Below are 20,135 nucleotides of genomic sequence, written 5' to 3' on the forward strand. Positions count from 1 at the left end.
CATCGCTGAAGCCAGGGCACAATATCGCCCTCCAGACCCAGCGGCTGAACCGCCAAGAACCGGTGGCGGCAGCGGGCCGCCTCGGCGCCCTAGCGCGGCTGAACGCAAATTGGCCGCCCGCCGGCGCAATGAGAGCGTCAAGCTGATCTCGTCGGGGCTCAGTGGGCTAGGCATCGGCCTTGTCAGCATCGGATTCGTTCAACCGCTTCTAAAGGATGCCGTGCTTCTCATTCGGGAGTCACACTGGGGTTGGGTTGGCCTCGGCGTGGCCCTACATGCATTCTCGCACTTCATCATCCACACCGAGCTTCAGAGGGAGGATTGAGGCCATGCTGCTAGAAGTCACGATCGTCTCCGTCATTCTGGCTGGCGTGGGTTGGGGTTGGCTGCGCTGGTCGCGCCACGCCTTCGAGCAAAAATACGGGAAGCCCGCGGACTCTGAGACCGACGCGCGGGCCAACGCGAACTGACGCTCTCGACACCACCATCCCGGCGGCTATCCTGCCGGGATGCGCACAGCCCTCGCCGCCCTCGCTCTCGTCGTCGCCGCCGGTGGGGCGCAGGCTGCGGACGATGAGTTGGAGCAAACCATCCGCGCCGCATCCAGGCTTGAGGCTATAGCTCGGGTTTGCCCGCCCCTCATCCCCACGGACGCTGGCCGCGCCAGGACATACGCGGGCGTCTACATCAAGGCTGCGGAGCGCATTGGAAGCGCTCGCCTAGAAGATATGATGCCAGCGGAAATCAAGCGGCGTATTGCCGAGGTTGAAATTACCGGTGACCAGCGCTGGTGTGAAGACCAGCGGCGCTTCATGCACGAGGTTGGAGCGGGGGAGATTTTCCCTGTTGCTCGTCCGCGCCGTCGCTAAGTCACTTGCCGCACATCGTCGTTACCCGCCCCCCGCCTTCTCCATCGCCTGACCACGACGCATCTGCACGTCTCTGAACAGATTGCCTGACGCCGACGTGCTCACCTGCGTCTCCGGGCCCGGGCGATGGACCTGGACGTAGACGCTGCCATTCGCCTCGAGCTTGCCGCCGCCAACGCCGGCACGGCTAGCGGAGGCAGTCAGGCGCTCATCTCCAGCCTGTAGGCGCCGATCGAACTCTTTCCGAGCCTTCTCGCGAGCCGCCCATGCATCCCCATCGGCTTTGCCGGCGCGCATCCGGTCGCTCTCCGACATGGTGAGCCCTGGCGCCCCTCGCATGCTGTCGGGCTTCAAAACGCGCGGCGCGCCATTCGGAAGAAAATCGCCTCCGCCAGGCAAGCGGGTCGGCGAACCGCTCTGTTCCGGCACGTACCCAGAATCGCCCCATCGAGGATCTGCGTCTCGGTTGCCGCGATACCCCTGCCAGTTGGGGTAGGGGCTATAGCGCGGATTCTTGGCGAGTTTCTTTCGCAAGTATTGCGCTACATATCGAACCTGATCTGGAATTGTTCTCGGATCACTAAGGTCCAACCCTGTATCTCGCTCAAATTCTTGCCCTGTTCCACGGCGGCGGTTTAGCTGGAAGGGCCCCCATGAATCTTCGGGAATAGCCCGCGTGCCGGGGTTGTGATCGTATGCCGCTCGCGGGTTGCCACGGTTATGTCGGTGACCACTCTCACCCGCTCGGATTCCTTCCATTATCCGCGGGTCGATGCCGGCCGCGCGCGCTTCCCTTTCGATTAGCGCTGTGAGGTTGCCCGCATCGCTGCCGGTTGGCACACCACCCTGAGTTCTTGGCGGCATTGTTGCCTGAGGCACGCTGTGCGTGCGGCCACCAATGCCTGGTAGACGCGGGCTCGGCGCGCCTCCATCACCGAGCCCGTTCAGTCGGCCACCGCCATAGCTGCGGCCCGCGCCCGGACCTGCGGGACCCGCCTCACCGACGTAGCCCGGGCCCGAACCGCCGCCGTAGCGCCGATATCCACCGCCGCCACCGCCGAACGATGCGGTCTGGATCCGGGCGCCGCCGAACAGGCCATCGTCCTCGGCGCTCGACTTTGAGACCTTGGCGTCCTTCTGCCCCTTGATGGTCTCGGACAGCCCGTCCATAGACCGCCGGAGCTTGTCGGCCGATTCCCGGAAGTCGCGCTCGCGCTGCTCGGGCGTGCGCGCCTGGAGGCGGCTGAGTTCGGCCTGGGCCTCCTCGAGCTTCTTCTGCGCCGCCTCGGGCGTGTCCAGCAGGCCCATGCGCTGCTGGGTCCGGCCGATGAAGTAGCCGCCCGCCTCCTTGGCCGCGTCGCGCAGCTTGGTCAGTTCCTCGACCCGCTGGCGCGCCGCGATCTCATCGTCGCCGAGACGCGGGGCGAGGCGGCGGCGCAGCGGGCCGTCGGCGCCCTCGTCCTTGCCGGCGATGGCAGGGCCGGACATGCTGTCGGCGCGAGCGAAGGCCTCCGCATACTCGCCCTTCTTCAGGGCCGCGATCACGTCGGCGATGTCGTGGATGCCATGCGCCAGCGAGGTCACGAGACCCGTGGTGCTGACCAGCATGTCCTTGGCGGATTCGCCGGCCGTCTTCCAGTCGATGCCGCGCAGCTCGCGGCTGACACCCTGGAGGCTCTCGCGCAGCGCCTTCATGAAGTCGCCGCGCTGGTCCTTGACGATGTCGTCGATCCACTTGGTGAAGTCGGACGCGAACGGCAGCACCTCGGACGCGATCGTGGTGCCGATGCTCTTCATCGACCCGCGCAGGTCGGCCACCGCTCGGTCGAACTCCTCGGCCTTCAGGATCGCCTTCGGGTCCAGCGGCGGCAGGCGGGCCTGCGTCTTCTTCCAGACGTCCTCAAGCTTGCCGAGGTGGCCGTCGGCCACGCGCGCGAGGTCGGCGTTGCCGAACAGCTTCTGGAAGAAGATGCCGCGCTCGGTCGGGTCCTTAATCTGCTCGCCGAACTGGAGCGCCTTCTTCAGCGCCTCGCCCGCGTCGGTCGAGTTGCGCAGGTCCTTGGCGAGGTTCTGAAACGCGCTGCGGCCCTCGGTGGTCCGGCCCTGGCTCTGCAGCCACGCGAACGTCTCGTTGCCGTGCATCCGGAACTCGCGCAGGTTCGCGACGAAGTTCTTGGTGCCGGCGGCCATCGTGTCCTGGTCGACGTTGAACTTGCTCGCCACCGAACCGAACACCCGCAACGTGTCGGCGGCGACGCCCGTCTCGCGCGACAGCTGGCCCAACGCGGTCAGGTTGCCCGACAGGTTGCGGAGCGCGCCTGCGATGCCGGCCACCGCCACGCCGACGCCGAGGCCGGTGACGCCCAGCGCGGACAGCGCCGGGTTCAGCACGGTCTGCGCGGTCCGGGCGGTGCCCTGGAGCGCGCCCTCAACCTTGCCGAAGCCCTTGGTCAGGGTCTCGGAATGGTCGGCCCCGGAACGGGCGGCGTCGAGGAGGTGCTGACGGAAGGCCTTCAGCGGGCCGGTGAACTTGTCCCGGACCTCGACTTCCATGCGCAGCGGTTCATCGGCCATCGCAGCATCTCCTGTCGGTATGAGGCGCGTCGGCCTCGACCCGCTTCGCGAGCGCCCGCGCCAGATCGGCGGCAGTCTCCACGATCACGATTTGGAATGCCGCGGTCAGCTCGGCCTCGCCCACGTCCGGCCAGCGAGCGGCGATCGTCTCCAGCACCTCGGCCTTCCACGCCGCCTCGGTGTCGCCGATGCCGGTGCTGAGCAGGTAGTCGGCGATCTCGGCGACGCGGTTCATGCCGAGACCTCAGCCGACTTGCCGCACCTCTGAGGTCTACGCAGTTGGTGCACTGCACTGATATCGTCGAGACGAATCAGAAAGAGACCGCGATGGAAGATTGGCGCTTGGTCATGTTCGCGATCTTCATGGTCGCCCTCGTCGCGGTAGGCTGGGGGCTTCTCCAGCGGCGGCGCAGGGCGGCGCGAACCGGCGACGATGCGATCTACGGAGTGGCCAGCCTGACCCCGGAGACTATCGAGCGGCAGCACGAGCGGCCGCGCGCCAGGGGCACCGGCACGACCGGCGAGTGACGCCCGCGCGGATCGGTGTGCTATACTTCTCGAACCGACGAACCCGTGGAGGTTCCGATGGACGAGAAGCACGCGATCGAGCTCGCGGTCATCATCCTCGCGGCAATCGCGATCGTGGCAAGCCTTCTGGCCCTGCTGACGAAGGAGCGGAGCCGGAAGTTCAGCTACACCTACAGCGACAGCAGCACCTGGGGCGCTTCGAGCATTGATTCGGGCTCGACCTCCGACAGCCACGGCAGTCATCACTGCTCGCATAGCGGTTCCTCCGGTGACAGCGGGAGCTGCGGTGGAGGTGACAGCGGTGGCGGAGGCGGGGGCAACTGACACGGTTAGGCCGCCGCCACAGTGCCGAGGTCGCTAGCCCTGAGCACGTTCAGCGGGGCACCGGGCGCGGGCGTCACCTGAACGGCCAGGATCTTGATCGGCGTGGCGTTGGTGTCGATCACCGCCCCCATCCACGTGCCGTCCGCAAGCGCGGCCTTCACGCGGGCATCCGGCACGCTCTCGACCGGCACCTTCAGGTTCGATCCGCGAGGGTCGACCGCGCAGCCGGCGTAGCTCCAGCAGTTGCCGTCCCTGACAGCCCAGAGGCGCCCCTTGCCGGCGGGATCCTTGGCGGCCAGGGCTGCGAGGTCGGTGTAGGCGTCGGCCATGTCAGTTCTCCGTCACTGGACCCGCCGCAGGGGCGGGATGGGAATGCCGTGCGCGCGATCGGCGGCCGTCATGGCGACCTCGGCTTCGGCCTGGACGATCGCGAGCATGTTCGGAGTGACGAGGTTCCTGGCGGTCTTGCTGTTCGCGTAGAGCGCTCGCGTCACCAGCAGGTCTTGCGTGGACCGCACCGCCATGCGGACGGCTGCCTCCTTGGTCTTTCGGTCGGTCACTGTGCAGCCTCCGCAAACACGCCATCACCATCGGGCAGGGTGCCGAGGAAGACCGGCGGCTCGGCCGGCTTCAGCCCGCGACCGCCATCACCCATCACGCCGGCGAACCGAACCGCGCGGATCGAACCCTGGCCGTCCTGCTCCAGCCGGGCGTTCGGGTCCGTCCGCAGGATCTGCATGACGCGCTGGCCGCCGACAGTGTTGGGCGGGAAGGCCACGCCCTTGTCGAAGGCGGCCTGGGCGATCGGCTCCGGCAGCTCGACGTTGCCCGGGAACACCTGAATCCGGTGGTTCAGGTGTGTCGCGTAGATCGCCTCGCGCCAGAGGCAGGCGCGAACCATCGGCAAGGTCGGGGTGGTCGGCAGCGCCTCAGGTTTGGCCGGCAGTGTGTTCGGCGCGGCGCCCTCGCGGATCGCCTTGGCGCTGGCCCGCATCGCCGAGACCGTATTTCCGGCCGCGGGCACGGCGTCGACGTGGAAGGTGCCGAACATCGCCGAGACGTCCGGCTCGCGGCTGGTGATGCCCGCTTGGCGCGCGGCGGCCGTGAGGATGACGTGGCGGCAGTCGCCGCCGAGGACGTCCTTCGGCGCGTGGTCGCGGCAGGCGGCCACCAGCGCCTCGCGGGCGACGTCGAAGGCTACAGCGGCACGAGAGAGGCCCACGGCGGCGGCCTCGATCGCAGAGGCGCCGGCCTCGATCTCGCTGGCGGTCCTGTCCCGCTCGCGCCGGTCGCGCTCTGCGGCCAGCCGGGCCTTCGCGTCCTCGATCAGGCCGGCCAGGGTGCGGGCAGCATCCTCAAGCGCGACGCGGTCGTCGGCGGCCTTCCTGCAGGCCTCCGCCACGGCCTTGGCCTGCCGGGCGTCAGCGCCGTCGGTCTCGGTGAGGAAGCGCCGCTGCTCGGCGATCGCGGCCTCGTGGCGGGCGGTGGCGTCGGTGAGCCGGTTCAGCACGCCCGCGCGGCGCACCTCCAGGCTCTGCACCTCGGCCTCCAGACCCTTCGCCTTGTCCCGTCGTCCCAGCATCTGCGCTCCCCGGATCTGGGGAGCGGCGCCAAGCCCGCGAGGAAAGGCGCCGCTCCTGCCGCGCGGCCCGGCATGACCTCCGGTGCGCGACAGGGGACAGTGTCGGTGAGGGCTACGGGCCTGGGGAGGTCACAAAAGGCGACAACGGGCGGTCCTGGGGGTCACAAAAGGCGACAGGTCAGGCGGCAGCGGTGTCCTCGAACTGGCCGACGAACCGCTCGCAGGCGAGCTCGTCGAACGTCGTTCCCGTCTTCTTGGCGAGCGCTGGCCAGTCCGGGTCAGGAAACTCCCTCACGTCACACAGGTCCCCGATCGTCAGCGTCTTCGCGAACCCCGGGAAGCCGCACCGGACGAGCGTCTTGGATCCGAGGTCGTCCAGCTCGGACGCAACCCGCAGGGCCAGGGCGTAGGCCATCTCGATCGAGACGCCGGCCTCAACCGCACGCTCCGCGATGAGCCTGTAGGCGGGGCCCAGGATCGCGCGAGCGACCGCCACCTCGGGCTCGTAGTTGCCGACCATCGGGCCGGGACTCGCCTTCAGCTTCGACGGCTTCTCCAGCTTGCGCGCCCGGTTCGCGCCCTTGTCCTCGTAGGTCTGGCTTAACTGGTTCGTTGACACCCACCGCAAGGCTTCTTCGCGGTTCAGTTTGCCGTCCGAACGTACAGGCATGCCCGCTTTCACGTATTGCGAGACGCGCGCCTTAGAAATTCGCAGCTCGGCGGCAAGTGCAGCCTTGGTTGTGATCGCCATGGGCGGCGCTCCTCTCGTTAAGAGTTAAGTGGTTTTGCGATATTGCGGCTAGACAGGGCCCGAGCCTCGCGCGTTACCTCCGATCCGGGAGGGGGTCAGGAGGCCCCGCCGTTAAACTCTGAGCACCCTCCTTCGTTGGTGATCGGGCAGGGCAGGGGAGTACCTGGGTCCTACCCATCGCTCGGCTCCGGCTGGCTCGGCATGTGAAGCTGGAGTCGACCGCCGACCTTCCTCGCTCGTCCGGTCCGCAGGCCGCGCTGTGCCCGACGCCTGGCAGCAAGCGGCTCAATCCCCAGCTGTCGGGCGGCCAGCTTCACCGGCAGCCACTCGGGGCGCTCGGGCTCAGCGAGCGGTGGCATCGCCATGGCCGTGGCGGCAAGCACCCGCTCCAGCGTACCGATCACCGCGTCAGCCATGGCTCGCAGGTCGCGCGCCTTCGCGAGCGCATCGAGCTGCTCGGCCCGTTGCTCGGCGGGCGTCATGGTCCACTCCTTGCAGCTGCATACCGAGGGTCCGCGTCACGAACACTGATCAGTTGCGTCATCCGCTGCCTATTCAGGAGGCTCCGATGCCGTTCATGTTTCGAGTGATCGCCAAAGCGTTCGATTTTATTGTCGGCGGCGCCAGTACGCGCCACGTAGATCTGTTGCCTACAGAAGATGAGGCTGAGATCCGCAGGAAAGATACCCTTCGCAGAACAAGGAATTTCGATCACGATTACACTGCGGCAGTCAGACGACTGAGAGATAGACTGGATCGCAAGTTTCCCGACGGGCAGTACGCTCACCGGCGGATGAGGTTGAGCGTCACCCAGGATCACGCCGAGGATCGTGCTCAAGCCGTCGACACGATGTCGGCCGTGATCGCGATGGCCCTGCGGAACGGCGCTACCGTGGACGAGGCGGCCGAAGCGGGCGCTGCAAGCGTCGGGATCTGAGCGGCACCTCAGCCCCTCGGCTGCCGATTGGGGGTTTGGGGGGTTTGGGGGGTTCGTTTCAGCCGCTACCCATAAACTGTCACGTGCGCACGCACTCGCATGACGGGTGCACTCGATTACGAGAATGACCTGACAGTTTGCCGCGTTGGCTGAAAACAAACCCCCAAAACCCCCCAAACCCCCATTGTGAGCTGGCGCGCGCATCAGAACTGCGGCTCCTGGCCCGTGTGGCGAGGGTCGATACAGGTGAGCAGGAAGCGGTTTCCGTGGCTTCCATCCTCCCGCATCTCGATCCGGTGGCCGCCGACGACACGCCCTTTGATCCGCGATAGCCACTTTCCGAGCCGACGACTGTTCACGGCCCCGCCTTCGCCGGCCTGCCTCAGCAGCAGGTCGCGGAACTCAGGGGCCCGGAAGTCTTGGACGTTGTAGTCGAAGCTCGAGCCCGGCCCCTTCTCGCAGGCCGTCTTGATGATGGCGTTGGTCGTGTAGCCGCTCGACAGGCTCAGGTGCTCGCGCCACTGCCCGAACAGCTCGCGGATCGCGGACAGCTCCGGGTCTTCCTCGCGAGCTGTCTCCATGCTCGTGACCGGATCCGCCTGGGCGAGCCAGATCAGCGGCGAGCGCACCATGTCGCTCCAATCCTCGTAGGAGCCGATCGCCCCGCACACTTTCGGCGCGCCGGCGACGCGGTAGGCCCGGATCACGGTGAGCGCGGCGGCGACGAACCGGCCGCGGTCAGCCAACACCTCGGCGACCGGATCGAAGTCGAAGGCCCGAAGCTCGGGACGCTCGATTCCGGCGTCCAGGGAACACACCAGGGCGCGCCGGGTCATGTCGCCCGTGAGCACCAGGTTGTTGCCGGTGGCGAACACCGTGGACCGGCACTCCAGCTCCGGCGCCTCGCTCTTGCCGAGGATTCGCACTCGGACCAGCGGGCGTTCGGTGAGCTGGCAGAGCATGTCGCCCCCGAGCTCGCCGTTGACGTTGTCGATCGACACCACCGGCACGGCGTCGCGCAGGAGCGCGCCCAGGCGCTTCTCGGTCTCCTCCTCCGACTTGCCGGCAGCGATCACCGGGCAGCGCCGGCCGGTGGCGATGACGCTGGCGAGGTCGACCAGGAAGCTCTTTCCGGTCCCGGCCGTCGTCGCACGGAAGGCGTGCAGAGGCGCCGTCGGCAGGACGCCGCGAACCAAAGCCGTCAGGATCCCCGACAGCGCCACGGACCGGTCGACGTGATCCACGAACGGGAAGCCCGCCAGCAGCTCCTCGATTACCGCCAGGGCGCGCAGGGCGTCGACCTTCGTCGGGCGTTCCAGGATCGGAGGCAGGTGGAAGCCGGGATCCGCGGCGTAGTAGAGGCGGGTCGCGGCATCGTAGCCGGGGCGCTCGAGGATCGAGCCGTCGAGCCGCAGCGTCGGCGTGGTCACGACACCGGCGACTGGCGGGACCCGCCACTGCCCCTCGCGGGCCAGCAGCGTCATGGTCATCTCGGCCGGCGGGTTGATGTCGAGCCAGTCCTCGGCGCGCCGGTCGAACCGCTGCACCCGCATGATGCGAGCCGTCATATCGGCGAGGCTGACGGCGACCAGCGGCGACATCCGTGCCACCGTGGTCATCCTGCCCTTGGCGGCCGGCACCTCATCGATCACGGGCCGGACCAGAGCGCCGGCTCGGGAATAGATCTCGACGCCGGACCTCAGGAGCAGGTGCTCCATCCGGTCGACCGCCTCCGGCACCCGGCCGGCGACGAAGCGCACGATGGGGCGGCCGTCATCCTCCTGCGGAGCGGCTTCGGGATCCGCGTTGGCGCGGCGCTCAGCGCGGTCCTGCTTGGGTGCGCCGGAGCGGCCCTGACGCCGCCAGCCGTTCTCGGCCGCGTGCCAGAACAGGGTGGCGATCGTGACGGAGCGTCCGCCCGCGAAGCTCGACCACTTGCCGGAGGTGAAGGCTGCGTCGTCGTTCGGCGAGGTGGCGGACCACTGCTCCCAGAGATCACGCCCGGCCTCGCCGAGGCCCTCGTACAGGGCGAACCCGATCCGGACCCAGCCGTCATAGTCGAAGTCGTTCGGCACGTGCGCCAGGGCGTCTTCGATCGTCGCCCGGTCGGGCCGCTCGCTCGCCTTGAACCCAGCCGCCCGGCGGCCCTTGTCCTCGCGCTTCCTGCCTTCCTGCTTGCGCTCGCGCCGCGTACAGGCGCCGGCCTCGCGCAGGATCTCTTCCGCCTCGGCCACGAACTGGCGTAGCGCGCCCTCGGTGACCTCGGGCAGATCGGCGAAGTCGACGGTCAGCGGCGAGGCGTCGGGCCAGCGGTAAGGCGCCTGCGTCTCAGGGTGGACGCCGAACCCAACGAACTGCTGCCCGCGGGCGAGCACCTCGACCTTGGTCGGCTTCTCGGTCGTGGCGTCGGTGAAGTGGAGCGCGGCCGTCTGCAGCTTATCGGTCGGGATGTCGAGCCGGTACCCGAGCAGCACCTTCGGCTCGCGCCCGATCCGCACCAGGGGCGTGGGGCCGAGCACCAGGCGTGCTCGGTCCGCAATAGCCTCGGCGAGATCGGGACGAAGCACATCGATATCGGCCCCGACCATCCGACCGCACAGCAGGCCGGTATTGGTGCAGTCCGGCTGCATCGAGCCCCACCGCTGGATCTCCTCTGGGGAAGCATCGAGGCAGCGGCGTTCCCAGCCTGACATGGTCGGCCGCTTCCCGGCCGACGACACGTTCATGGTCGGCCCCGAAACCGGGACCGGGTGGTAGCCGCGTTCACGGAGGGCGAGGCGCAGCTCCGTGGGATTGAGGCGGAAGTGATCCGTCATCGTCCGCCCCCTTCGTGGAGGGGCCCGCCCGGGAGACGCACCGCCGCGAGCAACGCGGCCTCACGCTGGCGGACCTCGGGATGATGGTCCGCGTACCCCTCGTAGATGCTGCCGGCCTCGGCGTCGGTCAGCTCCTCGCCGATGCTGTCCTGGGGACCAATCACGGTCGCCCGCATCCGGACTCCCGGAGCGAGCTGCTTGATCACCGTGAACACGGCCTGGTCCGGCAATGGCTGGATCGGCTTGCCCCGGAAGATCTCGACCTGCCGCCGCTCAGCCTGCGAGAGCAGGCGGATGCGATAGGTGCGGGCGGGCCAGCGAGCGAAGAACCGCCGATCACCCTCGACAGCGCGGTCCGCGTCCTCGGCGTGCCGCTGCATGGCGCGCCTTTGCTGGCGGGAAAGGGTCAACGTCATCGCGTCGCCCTCCATGTGTCGGTGGCCGGGAAGGCGAGTTCGGCGAGCACGACCGCAGTTGCGGGCGAGAGGCCGAAGCGCCGGGCGATCCTGTGGACCGCAAAGGGGTGAGGTGCTATTTCGGAAGGGTCGATGCGATACGACATTTCCGAGGCCCGCCGGCGTGCCACCGCCGCGCGGGCTTCACTCTGTCTGGAAGCCATCCGTCTACGCGGCCTCCGAGTTCGCGCTCGCGCCGAGACCCAGCAGGCGCTCGAACGGGGCCACCGGCACCCGCAGCAGCCTCCCAATCCTGATGGTCGGGATCTCGCCCCGGCCCGCGGCCTCGTAGGCCGTGTTCCGGCTGACGCCGAGCCAGCGCCCGGCCTCTTCGACACTGATGGTCTTTGCGCCGGTCTGTCCCGGCTCGTTGGCTCTCATGGTCTTTGCCTCCAAAACGACCCTACGATCTGAAAGATGATATCGCTCCGTCCTTGACCATCACAAGCCGTATCCCTACGATCTGTAAGCAGGTTTTGGAGGAATCGAATGGGTAAGCGTGGACCGGCACCGAAGGGCGAGTATGTTGGGCAGACCGCCGTGCTATCGACGCGTCTAACGCCTGATCTCCGCGCAAGACTTGAAGAAGAGGTCGCGAAGAGGGACAACAATACAATCTCTCGCGAGGTCGAACATAGGATACGTCGTAGTTTTATTGAAGACGATAAGATTATTGACGCGTTCGGAAGTCGCGAGAATTATGCCTTGATGCGTGTTATCTCGATGGTGTTGGAGCTCTGGCACAACCCCGCCAACCTCTCGGCCGACTGGCGACACGACCCAACAGCCTATGATCAGGTCTGCAGAAAGGTAGAAGCTGTGCTCAAGGCGATGCGCCCGCCAGGTGAGGCGCAGAAGCTGTCCGATCTTGAGCAACTACTCGCCGATGTGACGGCGAAGGAGCACCCGGCTGTAGTCTTGAAAGGCATCCAAGATGCAGAGCAGGCCCTACCGCTCACAGGAAGTCGGAAGGCGCAAATTAGATCGCTGATCAAAAGCGACCTGGGCGAGCTTGCCGACCGGCCGCACATCTTCCAGGGTACAGCAGAGCAGATGCGTGCCGAGGCTGACCGGCTGGACCGGGAGGAGCAGCAGCCAGTCGCACAGCCGAAGAAGAGGCCGCGCCGATGAAAGGTCACATACGCGAACGATCGCCCGGCAAGTGGGCGATCATCCTCGATGTCCGTGATCCTGAGACCGGCAAGCGCAAGCGGAAGTGGCATTCGTTCAAGGGGACGAAGCGAGGGGCGCAGAAAGAGTGCGCCCGGCTCATCACAGAGATCCAGAACGGCGGCTATGTGGAGCCGAACAAGATCTTGATGAGCGACCTGCTGTTGCGCTGGATCGACCACGCAAAGTCGCAGGTCTCGCCCAAGACGCACGAGCGCTACACCGAAGTCGTCAAGAAAAACCTGATCCCGGCACTCGGTAGCGTGTACCTCACGAAGCTGCGACCGGCGCAGATCTCCGCGGCCTACACCAAGGCACTCGCGAGTGGACGTTGTGGCGGCACGGGAGGCCTTGCGGCCGCCACTGTCGTCCTCATGCACCGGCTGCTCAAGAAGGCGCTCAAGCAGGCCGTCCGGTGGGAGCTGACAGCTCGCAATCCTGCCGAAGCCGTCGACCCGCCCGTGGTCGAGCGCAAGGCGATGAACACCTACGACCTCGACCAGACGATCGTCCTCCTGGACAAACTGGAGAAGTCCCGGCTGCTGATCCCGGTGATGATCGCTGTTCTGTGCGGGTTGCGGCGCGGCGAGATCGTCGCGCTCCGCTGGCGCCATATCGACTTGGCGAACGGCCGCCTGACGGTCGCGGAGAGCGTCGAGCAGACTAAGGAAGGCGTTCGCACCAAGCCGCCCAAGTCGGGCAAGGGCCGGGTCGTCACGCTGCCGGCGATGCTGACTGCGCGCCTTCGCCTGTTCCGTGTCGAGCAGGCCGAAGAGCTGCTCGCGATCGGCGTGCGCCAGACCGAGGCGACCCACCTCTACACGCGAGAGGATGGTGAGCCGATCCAGCCCCGCACCCTGACGCAGGCCTGGCGCAAGCTCGCGGCATCGAGCGACCTGCCGAAGATCCGATTGCACGATCTCAGGCATGCCCATGCCACCCATCTGCTCGGCAGCAAGGTGCACCCCAAGGTCGCGTCAGAGCGGCTCGGGCACTCTCGAGTCTCCATAACCCTGGACCTCTACAGCCACGTCCTGCCGGGGATGCAGGAAGAGGCCGTGGCCCGCGTTGACGAGGCCCTATCTCAGGCGCTAGAGAAGCGCCCACGGAGTGTTGGGTAGCAATCCGGTAGCAAGCAGGGTTTTCAACCGACCTGCAAAAGCGCCGATTTTGCAATGATCCCAAGGCTTTGGAGAGGTGGCAGAGCGGTTGAATGCACCGCACTCGAAATGCGGCATGCCTGCAAGGGCATCGGGGGTTCGAATCCCCCCCTCTCCGCCAGCTAGCGGAAAATCGCTAACTCCCGCTTGAAGTTGTTGTCTGGCAAGAGTCGCCTTGGAGACCGCCGTACTCCTTGCGCCAGCGGTAGTAGCTCTGCTCGGAGAGCTCCGCCTCCTTGCACGCCAGTGACAAACTTTTGCCCTGGGCTGTCTGCACCTCGATCTGCCGCAGCTTCAGCACCACCTGCTCCGCGCTCGTCTTCTGACCTCGCCGCATGTCCGACTCCTTCGGTCCTGACTGATCCTCTCAATCAGCCCGGTCCAAAGCCAGCCGGTCAGGTCAGTTCACGGTCAAGCTCGGGCAGTGTATGACGTTCTGTAGAGATCCTCATACCGCGACCCGTACATGACCAAGTTGGCGACCCTCGCCGTCGCCGCGATGGCGGCGAGCTTCCTCGGACCGCCCCAGACAGCCGCCGGGCAACTGACCTACTCGTGGCCCTCGAACGTTGGTTCCCTGAACCCGCACCTCTACGCACCCAATCAGATGTTCGCGCAGGCGAGCGTCTACGAATCGCTGGTGAAGTACCGCGGCGATGGATCGGTCGAGCCCTGGCTCGCGACCTCGTGGACCATCTCCGAGGACGGGCGGACCTACGATTTCGCCCTGCGCCCCGGCGTCACCTTCAGCGACGGGGTTCCCTTCGACGCGGCCGCGGTCAAGGCGAACTTCGACGCGATCCTGGCCAACCGCCCGCGGCACGCGTGGCTCGATCTCATCCAGCAAATCGAGCGTACCGAGATCGTCGGGCCCCTGGCATTCCGTCTCGTCCTGAAGGCGCCGCACTACCCGACACTGCTCGAACTTTCCCTGCCGCGGCCCTTCCGGTTCCTGTCTCCGAGGGCCATGGGCCCCGGCGGTACGACGGCCGTCGGCATCGGGGCGCCGGTCGGCACGGGGCCGTGGCGGCTCGTCGACACCCAGCTCGGCGTCTCCGACACGTTCGAGAGCAACCCGGGCTACTGGGGCCCGAGACTCATCTTCGACCGGCTCGTCGTCAAGGTCATCCCCGATCCCAACACCCGCGTCATCGCCCTGCAGACGGGGGAGATCGACCTCGTCTACGGCGCGGCCGGACAGATTCCTTCGGAAGCCCTCGTCCGCCTTCGGGACATGGCCCCAAACTTCGCCGCAGCGGTCTCGCCGCCGCTGGCGACCCGGGTGCTGGCGATGAACTCCGCGCGCTTCCCGACCGATGATCGGGCGGTCCGCCTCGCCATCAACCACGCCGTCGACAAGGACACGCTGGTCCGGACGGTGCTCGACGGGATCGAGCCGCGAGCCGATTTCCTGTTCGCGCCGCGCGTGCCGTACGCCGACGTCGGGCTGAAGCGCTACGGCTTCGACCGGGACGCGGCCTCCCGCATGCTCGACGCGGCCGGCTGGACGCTCGGGCGCGACGGCGTGCGTGCGAAGGACGGACGCCGCCTCGCCGTCGAGGTCGATTTCGTCGGGACTAACGCCCAGCAGCGGGCGATCGCCGAGGTGCTCCAGGCCGATCTCGGCCGCGTCGGCATCGACGTCCGGCTGATCGGCGAGGAGGAGAGTTCGATCCTGGCCCGTCAGAAGGACGGCCGCTTCGGCCTCATCTTCGGCGAGACCTGGGGGCCGCCCTACGATCCCGCCTCCTTCATCAGTTCGATGCGCACCCCGTCGCACGCAGACTACCAGGCGCAGGTCGGGCTGCCGGAGAAGCCGGACATCGACGCGGCCATCGGGGAGGTGCTCGCCACGACCGACGAGACCGAGCGCCAACGGATCTATGCCAGGCTGCTGACCACCCTGCACGAGGCCGCAATCTACCTGCCGATCTCTCACGCCGTGGCCGTCGAGGTCCATCGTTCCTCGATCACGGGCGTCGGCTTCGGAGCGACGATCAACGAGATCCCCTTCGCGGCGATGCGGCCGGCAGCCCGATGAACGGCAAGCCGATGCTCCGCTTCATCGCCGCCCGCCTCGCGCTGATCCCGCCGATGCTGCTGGGCGTCTCGATCCTCGTGTTCGTGATGCTGCGGCTCGGCCAGGGCGACCCGGCCCTCGACTACCTGCGCCTCTCGCAGATCCCGCCGACCGAAGCCGCCCTCGCCGACGCGCACATCCTGCTCGGCCTCGACCGGCCATCCGTCGTCCAATACCTCGATTGGCTGTGGCGCGCCCTGCGGGGGGATTTCGGCCTCTCCTACGTCACGCGCCGGCCGGTCCTGCCCGAACTCCTCGGCTACCTGCCCGCGACCCTCGAACTGGCCGGGACCGCGCTCGCCGTCACCATCGCGGTGAGCCTGCCGCTCGGCGCCTGGGCGGCCGCCCATCGCGGCGGCTGGCAGGATCGCCTCGTGCGCGGGATCGCCGTGCTCGGCGTCTCGCTGCCGAATTTCTGGATCGCCTTCCTCCTCGTAGCCCTCTTCTCGGTCACCCTGGGCTGGTTGCCCCCGATGGGCCGAGGCACGCTCGCGCATCTCGTCATGCCGGCGCTCGCGATCTGCCTGATGTCCCTCTCGGTCAACGCGCGCCTGCTGCGGGCGAGCATGCTGGAGGTCGCGGGGACGCGCCACGTCCTCTACGCGCGCCTGCGCGGGCTCCCCGAGCGAACCGTTCGACGCCGACACGTCTTCCGCAACGCCCTGGTGCCGGTCGTGACCGCCACCGGCATGCATGTCGGCGAGCTCCTGGGCGGCGCGCTCGTGGTCGAGACGATCTTCTCGTGGCCGGGCGTCGGCCGCTACGCGGTCTCGGCGATCTACAATCGCGACTACCCGGTCATCCAGTGCTTCACCCTGGTCATGACCGCGGTGTTCGTCCTCTGCAACCTCGCGGTCGACATCGCCTATGCTTGGCTCGACCCACGCATGCGCCTTGCTGGGGAGGCGACGGCGTGAGGCCGAACGCTTCCGTGCGGGTGGCCCGCACGGGCTTGGGATCGGTCACGGTCCCCGGCGCGCTCGCCATCGTGATCCTGCTGCTGGCGCTTCTCGGACCGCTGGCCGCGCCGCACGACCCCCTGGCGGTGAACCTCACGGCCCGCTTCGAGTCGTCGAGCCTCATCCATCCCCTGGGCACCGACCATCTCGGACGGGACATCCTGTCCCGGCTGATCGCCGGTGCGCAGACGACGCTCGGCGCCGTCGCGGCCGCCCTCGCCCTGGTGGTGGCGCTGGGCCTCGGGGTCGGCGCCGTCTCGGGGATGCTGGGCGGCCGGACCGACGCCGTGCTCATGCGCCTGTGCGACGTGTTCCTCACCGTGCCGACCTTCGTGCTGGCGCTGTTCCTGATCGGCGCGTTCGGCACCGGCCTCGTCAACGTCATCGCGGCGATCGCGCTGTCTCACTGGGCTTGGTACGCCCGCATCGTCCGAGGTCTCGTCCTCGAACTCAAGACGCGCGACTACGTCCTGGCCGCCCGGATCGCGGGGGCATCGCCGGTGGCGGTCTTCGTCGAGCACGTGCTGGCGGGGGTCCTGCCGCCGCTCGCGGCGCTCGCCACCCTGGACGTCGGCCACATGGCGCTCCACGTCGCCGGCCTGTCCTTCCTCGGCCTCGGCGTGCAGCCCCCGACCCCGGAATGGGGCGTGATGATCAGCGAGGCCCGGGCCTTCTTCTGGACACGGCCCCTGCTGGTCGTCTGGCCGGGGCTCGCGATCGCCGTCGCCGTCCTCGCGTTCAACCAGCTCGGCGACGCGCTGCGCGACCGCCTCGACCCGACACTCGTTGCGGAGCGTGGCCTATGAGCCCGCGGGTGCTCCGGGCCGAGAACCTGCGCGTCGAGACCCGGCGCGGAGCCGAGGCCGTGCCGCTGGTCGCCGACGCCTCGTTCGAACTGCGCACGGGCGAGGTGCTGGCCCTCGTCGGCACGAGCGGCTCGGGCAAGTCTCTGGCCTGCGCGGCGCTCCTCGACACGCTGCCGCCTGGGACCCGGCGCGTCGCCGGTCGCATCCACCTCGACGGCACGGCGGTGGCGCCAGCTGAGCTCCGCGGCCGGACGGTCGCCACCGTGCTCCAGGCGCCCCGCTCGGCCTTCAACCCGCTGCGCACGATGGGTGACCATGCGGGTGAAACCGGCGCGGCTGTGGGCCTCCAGCGCACCGAGAGCCGGGCGGCGATGCGCGAGGCGTTGGCGGCCGTCGGGCTCGGCGACGATCCGCGGGTGCCGGACCTCTACCCGTTCCAGATGTCCGGCGGCATGCTCCAGCGCGCTATGATCGCGCTCGCCTTGCTCGCGAGGGCTCCCTTCCTGGTCGCCGACGAGCCGACGACGGATCTCGACCTCGTCGCCCAGGCTCGGATCCTCGACCTGCTGGCAGCCCTCGTGCGCGACAGAGGCCTCGGCCTCCTGATCGTCACGCACGATCTGGGCGTCGTCGCCCGCCTTGCAAATCGCATGGCCGTGATGGCGGACGGGCGGATCGTCGAAACGGGAGGCACGGCATCAGTCTTCGCACGGCCGGACCGACCGGAGACGCGGGCGCTGCTCGCGGCTCACCGAGCCCTTCACGAGGTCGCGCGGTGACGGCCCTCCTGTCCGCCCATGGGCTCGGCAAAGTCTACGCGGGCACCGGGTGGCGCCGCGGCGCGCCACGACCCGTCCTCGCAGACGTCGACCTCGCCATCGAGGAGGGCGGGTGCGTCGCCCTGATCGGACGCAGCGGTTCGGGCAAGAGCACGCTGGCCCGCCTCCTCCTCGGCCTGGAACGCCCCTCTGCCGGTGTCGTGCGGTTCCGCGGAATGGGTCTAGCCGGGCTCGACGACGCGGGGCGGCGAGCTTTCAGGTCGGCGGTCCAGATGGTTCTTCAGGACCCGCTCACGGCGGTGAACCCGCGCCATACGGTAGGCCGCACGATTGCGGAGCCGTTGCGGCATCTGACCGGCTTCTCGGCGACGGAGAGGCGAGCACGGGTCCATGCGCTGTTGTCTCTCGTCGGTCTCGACCCATCCGTGATCGGGCGGCTCCCGAGCCAGCTCTCCGGCGGCCAGGTGCAGCGCGTCGGCCTCGCCAGGGCGCTGGCTACCCGACCTGCGCTCGTCGTGCTCGATGAGGCGGTCTCGAACCTGGACGCGCCGCTACAGATCGAGATCCTCGACCGCCTCACCGTCCTGCGACATGAACAGGGAACCGCCTTCCTGCTCGTCACGCATGACATCCGTCTGGCGAGCCGGTTCGCGGATCGGGTCGTCGTTCTCGACGACGGGCGGGTCGTCGACTCGTCGCCGTGTCGACCGAGGCTTGAGCTCGAGCATCCGGCCGCGCGCGAGCTCGTCGACGCCGTCCTCCCGGCCCTCCCAGCGGGTGCAAGCTGATGCAGCGGATTACCGTCACCCTGGACCACGAACTCGTCGACGCCGTTGACCGGATCGCGGAGGTCCGCTGCTACGCGGGCCGTTCGGAGGCGATGCGCGACCTGCTGCGCCGGGGCCTCGCGGAAGCGCGCCGCGAGCGCGATCCCGACCACGCCTGCGTGGCGACCTTCACCTTCGTGGCGGAAGCCGGCGTGCGAGACCTTGGGCAGCGCCTCGCGGAGGAACAGCGGGCAAGGCATGACCTCGTCATCACGCAGGTGCAGGTGCCACTGGACCACGAGGCGGCGCTGCACACCCTCGTCCTGCGCGGGCGTGTCCGGGAGATCCACGCCTTCGTCGACGCAATCGCGACACAGCGCGGCGTGCGCCACGACAGCCTGTCGATCATCCCGGCGCGGATCGAGGTCGTGGACCACCCGCACGGGCACACGCCCCATCCCCACGAGCATATCCGGACGTGATGATGCGGGTGCTCCATCCGGCCCGGGCCCCTGTCCGTCGGCGGGTGACCCGCCCGTCACGTGGCGCGCGAAACGGCACCGGTCTCGCCCTCGCGGCCGTGCTCGCCACAGGGACGCCCTCGAGCGAGGCGCGGGCGCAGGAGAGCGTGGCGCTGGAAGAGCTGTCGGTCGAGTCGGTCGGAGCCGGCTCGCCGTCCGGCACGACGACCGCCGCCGGCACGATCGGCCTGATCGGCCTGATCGGCCCAACACCGGGCTACGGAGCCGGGCGGGCGGTCAGCAGCACCAAGACCGACACGCCGCAACTGGATGTCCCCCAGGTGGTCACGGTCGCGCCGCGCGAGGCCATCACCGATCTCGCCGCCACCCGGGTCGACCGGGTTTTCAATTACCTGCCGGGCGTGGCGCAGCAGAACAATTTCGGCGGCCTCAGCATCTTCAGCTACGCCATCCGCGGCGTCACCACCTCGGAGATCTACCAGAACGGCTTCCCCCTCAACCGCGGTACGCCGCCCCCGCCCGACGCGCAGAACATCGAGCGCATCGAGGTTCTGAAAGGGCCGGGCGCCGGCCTGTTCGGACGCAGCGATCCGGGCGGGCTCGTCAACATCGTCACCAAGCAGCCGACCGCCCAGCGCTTCGTCGAGTTTGGCAACCAGCTCGACTCGTTCGGCCTGACCCGCGGGACCGTCGACGCGGGTGGTCCGCTCACCGAGGACGGCACCGTCCTCTACCGCTTCAACTTCGCGGCCCAGGGCGCGGGCAGCTTCCGCGACTTCGTCGACAGCGACCGGCTGCTCGTCGCTCCGGTGGTGAGCTGGCAGATCACGCCGGACACGCGCGTCACCGTCGAGGCCGACATCCAGCGCAACCGGATCATCTTCGACCGGGGCGTGATCGCCATCAACAAGCAGCTCGGCTTCCTGCCGATCTCGCGCTTCCTCGGGGAGCCGGGGCAGAGCACCATGAGAGCTCGCTCAACGTGTACCGCGTCTACCCAGGATCGCCGAGGCGCGTCACCGGGTCGCTCACGGTCAGCTTCTGACCCTGCGGCTCAAGGCGGGCGTCGTCGACGGTATTGTTCGCGCCAGATCGA

Annotated in this window: 22 protein-coding genes, 1 tRNA gene and 2 pseudogenes; 14 read left to right on the forward strand and 11 right to left on the reverse strand. The window is 68.2% G+C overall.

Annotated elements, in window-relative coordinates; translation table 11 throughout:
* Window positions 1-329 precede the first annotated feature (329 nt).
* Complete coding sequence (locus LOK46_RS25635) at window positions 330-470, forward strand: hypothetical protein (protein WP_273561164.1); 141 nt, start codon at window positions 330-332, stop codon at window positions 468-470.
* Between the two features lie 420 nt (window positions 471-890).
* Here the strand turns inward: LOK46_RS25635 and LOK46_RS25640 are convergent, their stop codons facing one another.
* Entirely contained in the window at window positions 891-3,443 is a 2,553-nt protein-coding gene (locus LOK46_RS25640) for a hypothetical protein (RefSeq protein WP_273561165.1), read from the reverse strand.
* A complete protein-coding gene (locus LOK46_RS25645; RefSeq protein ID WP_273561166.1) occupies window positions 3,433-3,678 on the reverse strand; it encodes a hypothetical protein in 246 nt (81 codons plus the stop codon). The genes LOK46_RS25640 and LOK46_RS25645 overlap by 11 nt, the downstream gene beginning before the upstream one ends.
* Before the next feature lie 92 nt (window positions 3,679-3,770).
* On the opposite strand from LOK46_RS25645, the gene LOK46_RS25650 reads away from it, so the two are divergent.
* Both LOK46_RS25650 and LOK46_RS25655 read left to right on the forward strand, forming a co-directional pair.
* Window positions 3,771-3,971, forward strand: a complete 201-nt coding sequence (locus LOK46_RS25650) for a hypothetical protein (RefSeq protein WP_273561167.1) — start codon at window positions 3,771-3,773, stop codon at window positions 3,969-3,971.
* A 57-nt stretch (window positions 3,972-4,028) separates the two neighbouring features.
* On the forward strand, window positions 4,029-4,295 hold the full coding sequence (locus LOK46_RS25655; protein ID WP_273561168.1) for a hypothetical protein: 267 nt from the start codon (window positions 4,029-4,031) through the stop codon (window positions 4,293-4,295).
* Window positions 4,296-4,300: 5 nt separating this feature from the next.
* Here LOK46_RS25655 and LOK46_RS25660 read toward each other — a convergent pair whose 3' ends face one another.
* The 5 genes from LOK46_RS25660 to LOK46_RS25680 all read right to left on the reverse strand — a co-directional run bounded on the left by LOK46_RS25660 (window position 4,301) and on the right by LOK46_RS25680 (window position 7,110).
* Window positions 4,301-4,624, reverse strand: a complete 324-nt coding sequence (locus tag LOK46_RS25660; RefSeq protein WP_273561169.1) for a hypothetical protein — start codon at window positions 4,622-4,624, stop codon at window positions 4,301-4,303.
* 12 nt (window positions 4,625-4,636) lie between these two features.
* A complete protein-coding gene (locus LOK46_RS25665) occupies window positions 4,637-4,855 on the reverse strand; it encodes a hypothetical protein (RefSeq protein ID WP_273561170.1) in 219 nt (72 codons plus the stop codon).
* Window positions 4,852-5,877, reverse strand: a complete 1,026-nt coding sequence (locus LOK46_RS25670) for a hypothetical protein (protein ID WP_273561171.1) — start codon at window positions 5,875-5,877, stop codon at window positions 4,852-4,854. The genes LOK46_RS25665 and LOK46_RS25670 overlap by 4 nt, the downstream gene beginning before the upstream one ends.
* A 178-nt stretch (window positions 5,878-6,055) precedes the next feature.
* Window positions 6,056-6,628 carry a hypothetical protein gene (locus LOK46_RS25675; RefSeq protein ID WP_273561172.1) on the reverse strand — a complete coding sequence of 191 codons (573 nt, stop codon included), beginning with the start codon at window positions 6,626-6,628 and terminating at the stop codon, window positions 6,056-6,058.
* Between the two features lie 170 nt (window positions 6,629-6,798).
* Window positions 6,799-7,110, reverse strand: a complete 312-nt coding sequence (locus LOK46_RS25680; RefSeq protein ID WP_273561173.1) for a hypothetical protein — start codon at window positions 7,108-7,110, stop codon at window positions 6,799-6,801.
* A gap of 86 nt (window positions 7,111-7,196) precedes the next feature.
* On the opposite strand from LOK46_RS25680, the gene LOK46_RS25685 reads away from it, so the two are divergent.
* Window positions 7,197-7,565 carry a hypothetical protein gene (locus LOK46_RS25685; RefSeq protein ID WP_273561174.1) on the forward strand — a complete coding sequence of 123 codons (369 nt, stop codon included), beginning with the start codon at window positions 7,197-7,199 and terminating at the stop codon, window positions 7,563-7,565.
* A gap of 203 nt (window positions 7,566-7,768) precedes the next feature.
* Here the strand turns inward: LOK46_RS25685 and LOK46_RS25690 are convergent, their stop codons facing one another.
* The 3 genes from LOK46_RS25690 to LOK46_RS25700 form a co-directional block, all read right to left on the reverse strand.
* Entirely contained in the window at window positions 7,769-10,381 is a 2,613-nt protein-coding gene (locus LOK46_RS25690) for a PriCT-2 domain-containing protein (RefSeq protein ID WP_273561175.1), read from the reverse strand.
* Window positions 10,378-10,812, reverse strand: a complete 435-nt coding sequence (locus LOK46_RS25695) for a hypothetical protein (RefSeq protein WP_273561176.1) — start codon at window positions 10,810-10,812, stop codon at window positions 10,378-10,380. The genes LOK46_RS25690 and LOK46_RS25695 overlap by 4 nt, the downstream gene beginning before the upstream one ends.
* A 192-nt stretch (window positions 10,813-11,004) precedes the next feature.
* Window positions 11,005-11,217, reverse strand: coding sequence for a helix-turn-helix domain-containing protein (locus LOK46_RS25700; RefSeq protein ID WP_273561177.1), 213 nt, complete (start codon window positions 11,215-11,217; stop codon window positions 11,005-11,007).
* A gap of 108 nt (window positions 11,218-11,325) precedes the next feature.
* On the opposite strand from LOK46_RS25700, the gene LOK46_RS25705 reads away from it, so the two are divergent.
* The 3 genes from LOK46_RS25705 to LOK46_RS25715 all read left to right on the forward strand — a co-directional run bounded on the left by LOK46_RS25705 (window position 11,326) and on the right by LOK46_RS25715 (window position 13,287).
* Window positions 11,326-11,967 (forward strand): hypothetical protein, encoded by a 642-nt coding sequence (locus LOK46_RS25705; protein WP_273561178.1) that lies wholly within the window; start codon window positions 11,326-11,328, stop codon window positions 11,965-11,967.
* Entirely contained in the window at window positions 11,964-13,127 is a 1,164-nt protein-coding gene (locus LOK46_RS25710; RefSeq protein ID WP_273561179.1) for a tyrosine-type recombinase/integrase, read from the forward strand. The genes LOK46_RS25705 and LOK46_RS25710 overlap by 4 nt, the downstream gene beginning before the upstream one ends.
* A gap of 70 nt (window positions 13,128-13,197) precedes the next feature.
* Window positions 13,198-13,287, forward strand: a tRNA-Ser gene (locus tag LOK46_RS25715).
* A 39-nt stretch (window positions 13,288-13,326) separates the two neighbouring features.
* Here LOK46_RS25715 and LOK46_RS25720 read toward each other — a convergent pair.
* Window positions 13,327-13,503: pseudogene (locus LOK46_RS25720) on the reverse strand (transposase); the annotation flags it as partial.
* Window positions 13,504-13,632: 129 nt separating this feature from the next.
* On the opposite strand from LOK46_RS25720, the gene nikA reads away from it, so the two are divergent.
* The 7 genes and pseudogenes from nikA to LOK46_RS25755 all read left to right on the forward strand — a co-directional run.
* Window positions 13,633-15,207, forward strand: a complete 1,575-nt coding sequence (gene nikA / locus LOK46_RS25725) for a nickel ABC transporter substrate-binding protein (protein ID WP_273561180.1) — start codon at window positions 13,633-13,635, stop codon at window positions 15,205-15,207.
* Between the two features lie 11 nt (window positions 15,208-15,218).
* Entirely contained in the window at window positions 15,219-16,163 is a 945-nt protein-coding gene (nikB, locus tag LOK46_RS25730; protein ID WP_273564693.1) for a nickel ABC transporter permease subunit NikB, read from the forward strand.
* A complete protein-coding gene (gene nikC / locus LOK46_RS25735) occupies window positions 16,160-17,011 on the forward strand; it encodes a nickel ABC transporter permease subunit NikC (protein WP_273561181.1) in 852 nt (283 codons plus the stop codon). The genes nikB and nikC overlap by 4 nt, the downstream gene beginning before the upstream one ends.
* Window positions 17,008-17,790 carry an ATP-binding cassette domain-containing protein gene (locus tag LOK46_RS25740; protein WP_273561182.1) on the forward strand — a complete coding sequence of 261 codons (783 nt, stop codon included), beginning with the start codon at window positions 17,008-17,010 and terminating at the stop codon, window positions 17,788-17,790. The genes nikC and LOK46_RS25740 overlap by 4 nt, the downstream gene beginning before the upstream one ends.
* Window positions 17,787-18,578, forward strand: a complete 792-nt coding sequence (locus LOK46_RS25745; RefSeq protein ID WP_273561183.1) for an ATP-binding cassette domain-containing protein — start codon at window positions 17,787-17,789, stop codon at window positions 18,576-18,578. The genes LOK46_RS25740 and LOK46_RS25745 overlap by 4 nt, the downstream gene beginning before the upstream one ends.
* The gene (gene nikR / locus LOK46_RS25750) at window positions 18,578-19,039 is read left to right on the forward strand and encodes a nickel-responsive transcriptional regulator NikR (protein WP_100253881.1); all 462 of its coding nucleotides are present in this window, start codon (window positions 18,578-18,580) and stop codon (window positions 19,037-19,039) included. Before LOK46_RS25745 ends, nikR begins: the two co-directional genes overlap by 1 nt.
* A gap of 2 nt (window positions 19,040-19,041) precedes the next feature.
* Window positions 19,042-20,055: pseudogene (locus LOK46_RS25755) on the forward strand (TonB-dependent siderophore receptor); the annotation flags it as partial.
* Between the last annotated feature and the right edge of the window lie 80 nt (window positions 20,056-20,135).

This window comes from Methylobacterium sp. NMS14P (assembly GCF_028583545.1).
GTDB lineage: Bacteria > Pseudomonadota > Alphaproteobacteria > Rhizobiales > Beijerinckiaceae > Methylobacterium.

Coding starts and splice junctions, on each gene's coding strand:
- LOK46_RS25635 (WP_273561164.1), top strand. CDS start 330: ATGCTGCTAGAAGTCACGATCGTCTCCGTCATTCTGGCTGGCGTGGGT.
- LOK46_RS25640 (WP_273561165.1), bottom strand. CDS start 3,443: ATGGCCGATGAACCGCTGCGCATGGAAGTCGAGGTCCGGGACAAGTTC.
- LOK46_RS25645 (WP_273561166.1), bottom strand. CDS start 3,678: ATGAACCGCGTCGCCGAGATCGCCGACTACCTGCTCAGCACCGGCATC.
- LOK46_RS25650 (WP_273561167.1), top strand. CDS start 3,771: ATGGAAGATTGGCGCTTGGTCATGTTCGCGATCTTCATGGTCGCCCTC.
- LOK46_RS25655 (WP_273561168.1), top strand. CDS start 4,029: ATGGACGAGAAGCACGCGATCGAGCTCGCGGTCATCATCCTCGCGGCA.
- LOK46_RS25660 (WP_273561169.1), bottom strand. CDS start 4,624: ATGGCCGACGCCTACACCGACCTCGCAGCCCTGGCCGCCAAGGATCCC.
- LOK46_RS25670 (WP_273561171.1), bottom strand. CDS start 5,877: ATGCTGGGACGACGGGACAAGGCGAAGGGTCTGGAGGCCGAGGTGCAG.
- LOK46_RS25675 (WP_273561172.1), bottom strand. CDS start 6,628: ATGGCGATCACAACCAAGGCTGCACTTGCCGCCGAGCTGCGAATTTCT.
- LOK46_RS25680 (WP_273561173.1), bottom strand. CDS start 7,110: ATGACGCCCGCCGAGCAACGGGCCGAGCAGCTCGATGCGCTCGCGAAG.
- LOK46_RS25685 (WP_273561174.1), top strand. CDS start 7,197: ATGCCGTTCATGTTTCGAGTGATCGCCAAAGCGTTCGATTTTATTGTC.
- LOK46_RS25690 (WP_273561175.1), bottom strand. CDS start 10,381: ATGACGGATCACTTCCGCCTCAATCCCACGGAGCTGCGCCTCGCCCTC.
- LOK46_RS25695 (WP_273561176.1), bottom strand. CDS start 10,812: ATGGAGGGCGACGCGATGACGTTGACCCTTTCCCGCCAGCAAAGGCGC.
- LOK46_RS25700 (WP_273561177.1), bottom strand. CDS start 11,217: ATGAGAGCCAACGAGCCGGGACAGACCGGCGCAAAGACCATCAGTGTC.
- LOK46_RS25705 (WP_273561178.1), top strand. CDS start 11,326: ATGGGTAAGCGTGGACCGGCACCGAAGGGCGAGTATGTTGGGCAGACC.
- LOK46_RS25710 (WP_273561179.1), top strand. CDS start 11,964: ATGAAAGGTCACATACGCGAACGATCGCCCGGCAAGTGGGCGATCATC.
- nikA (WP_273561180.1), top strand. CDS start 13,633: ATGACCAAGTTGGCGACCCTCGCCGTCGCCGCGATGGCGGCGAGCTTC.
- nikB (WP_273564693.1), top strand. CDS start 15,219: ATGCTCCGCTTCATCGCCGCCCGCCTCGCGCTGATCCCGCCGATGCTG.
- LOK46_RS25740 (WP_273561182.1), top strand. CDS start 17,008: ATGAGCCCGCGGGTGCTCCGGGCCGAGAACCTGCGCGTCGAGACCCGG.
- nikR (WP_100253881.1), top strand. CDS start 18,578: ATGCAGCGGATTACCGTCACCCTGGACCACGAACTCGTCGACGCCGTT.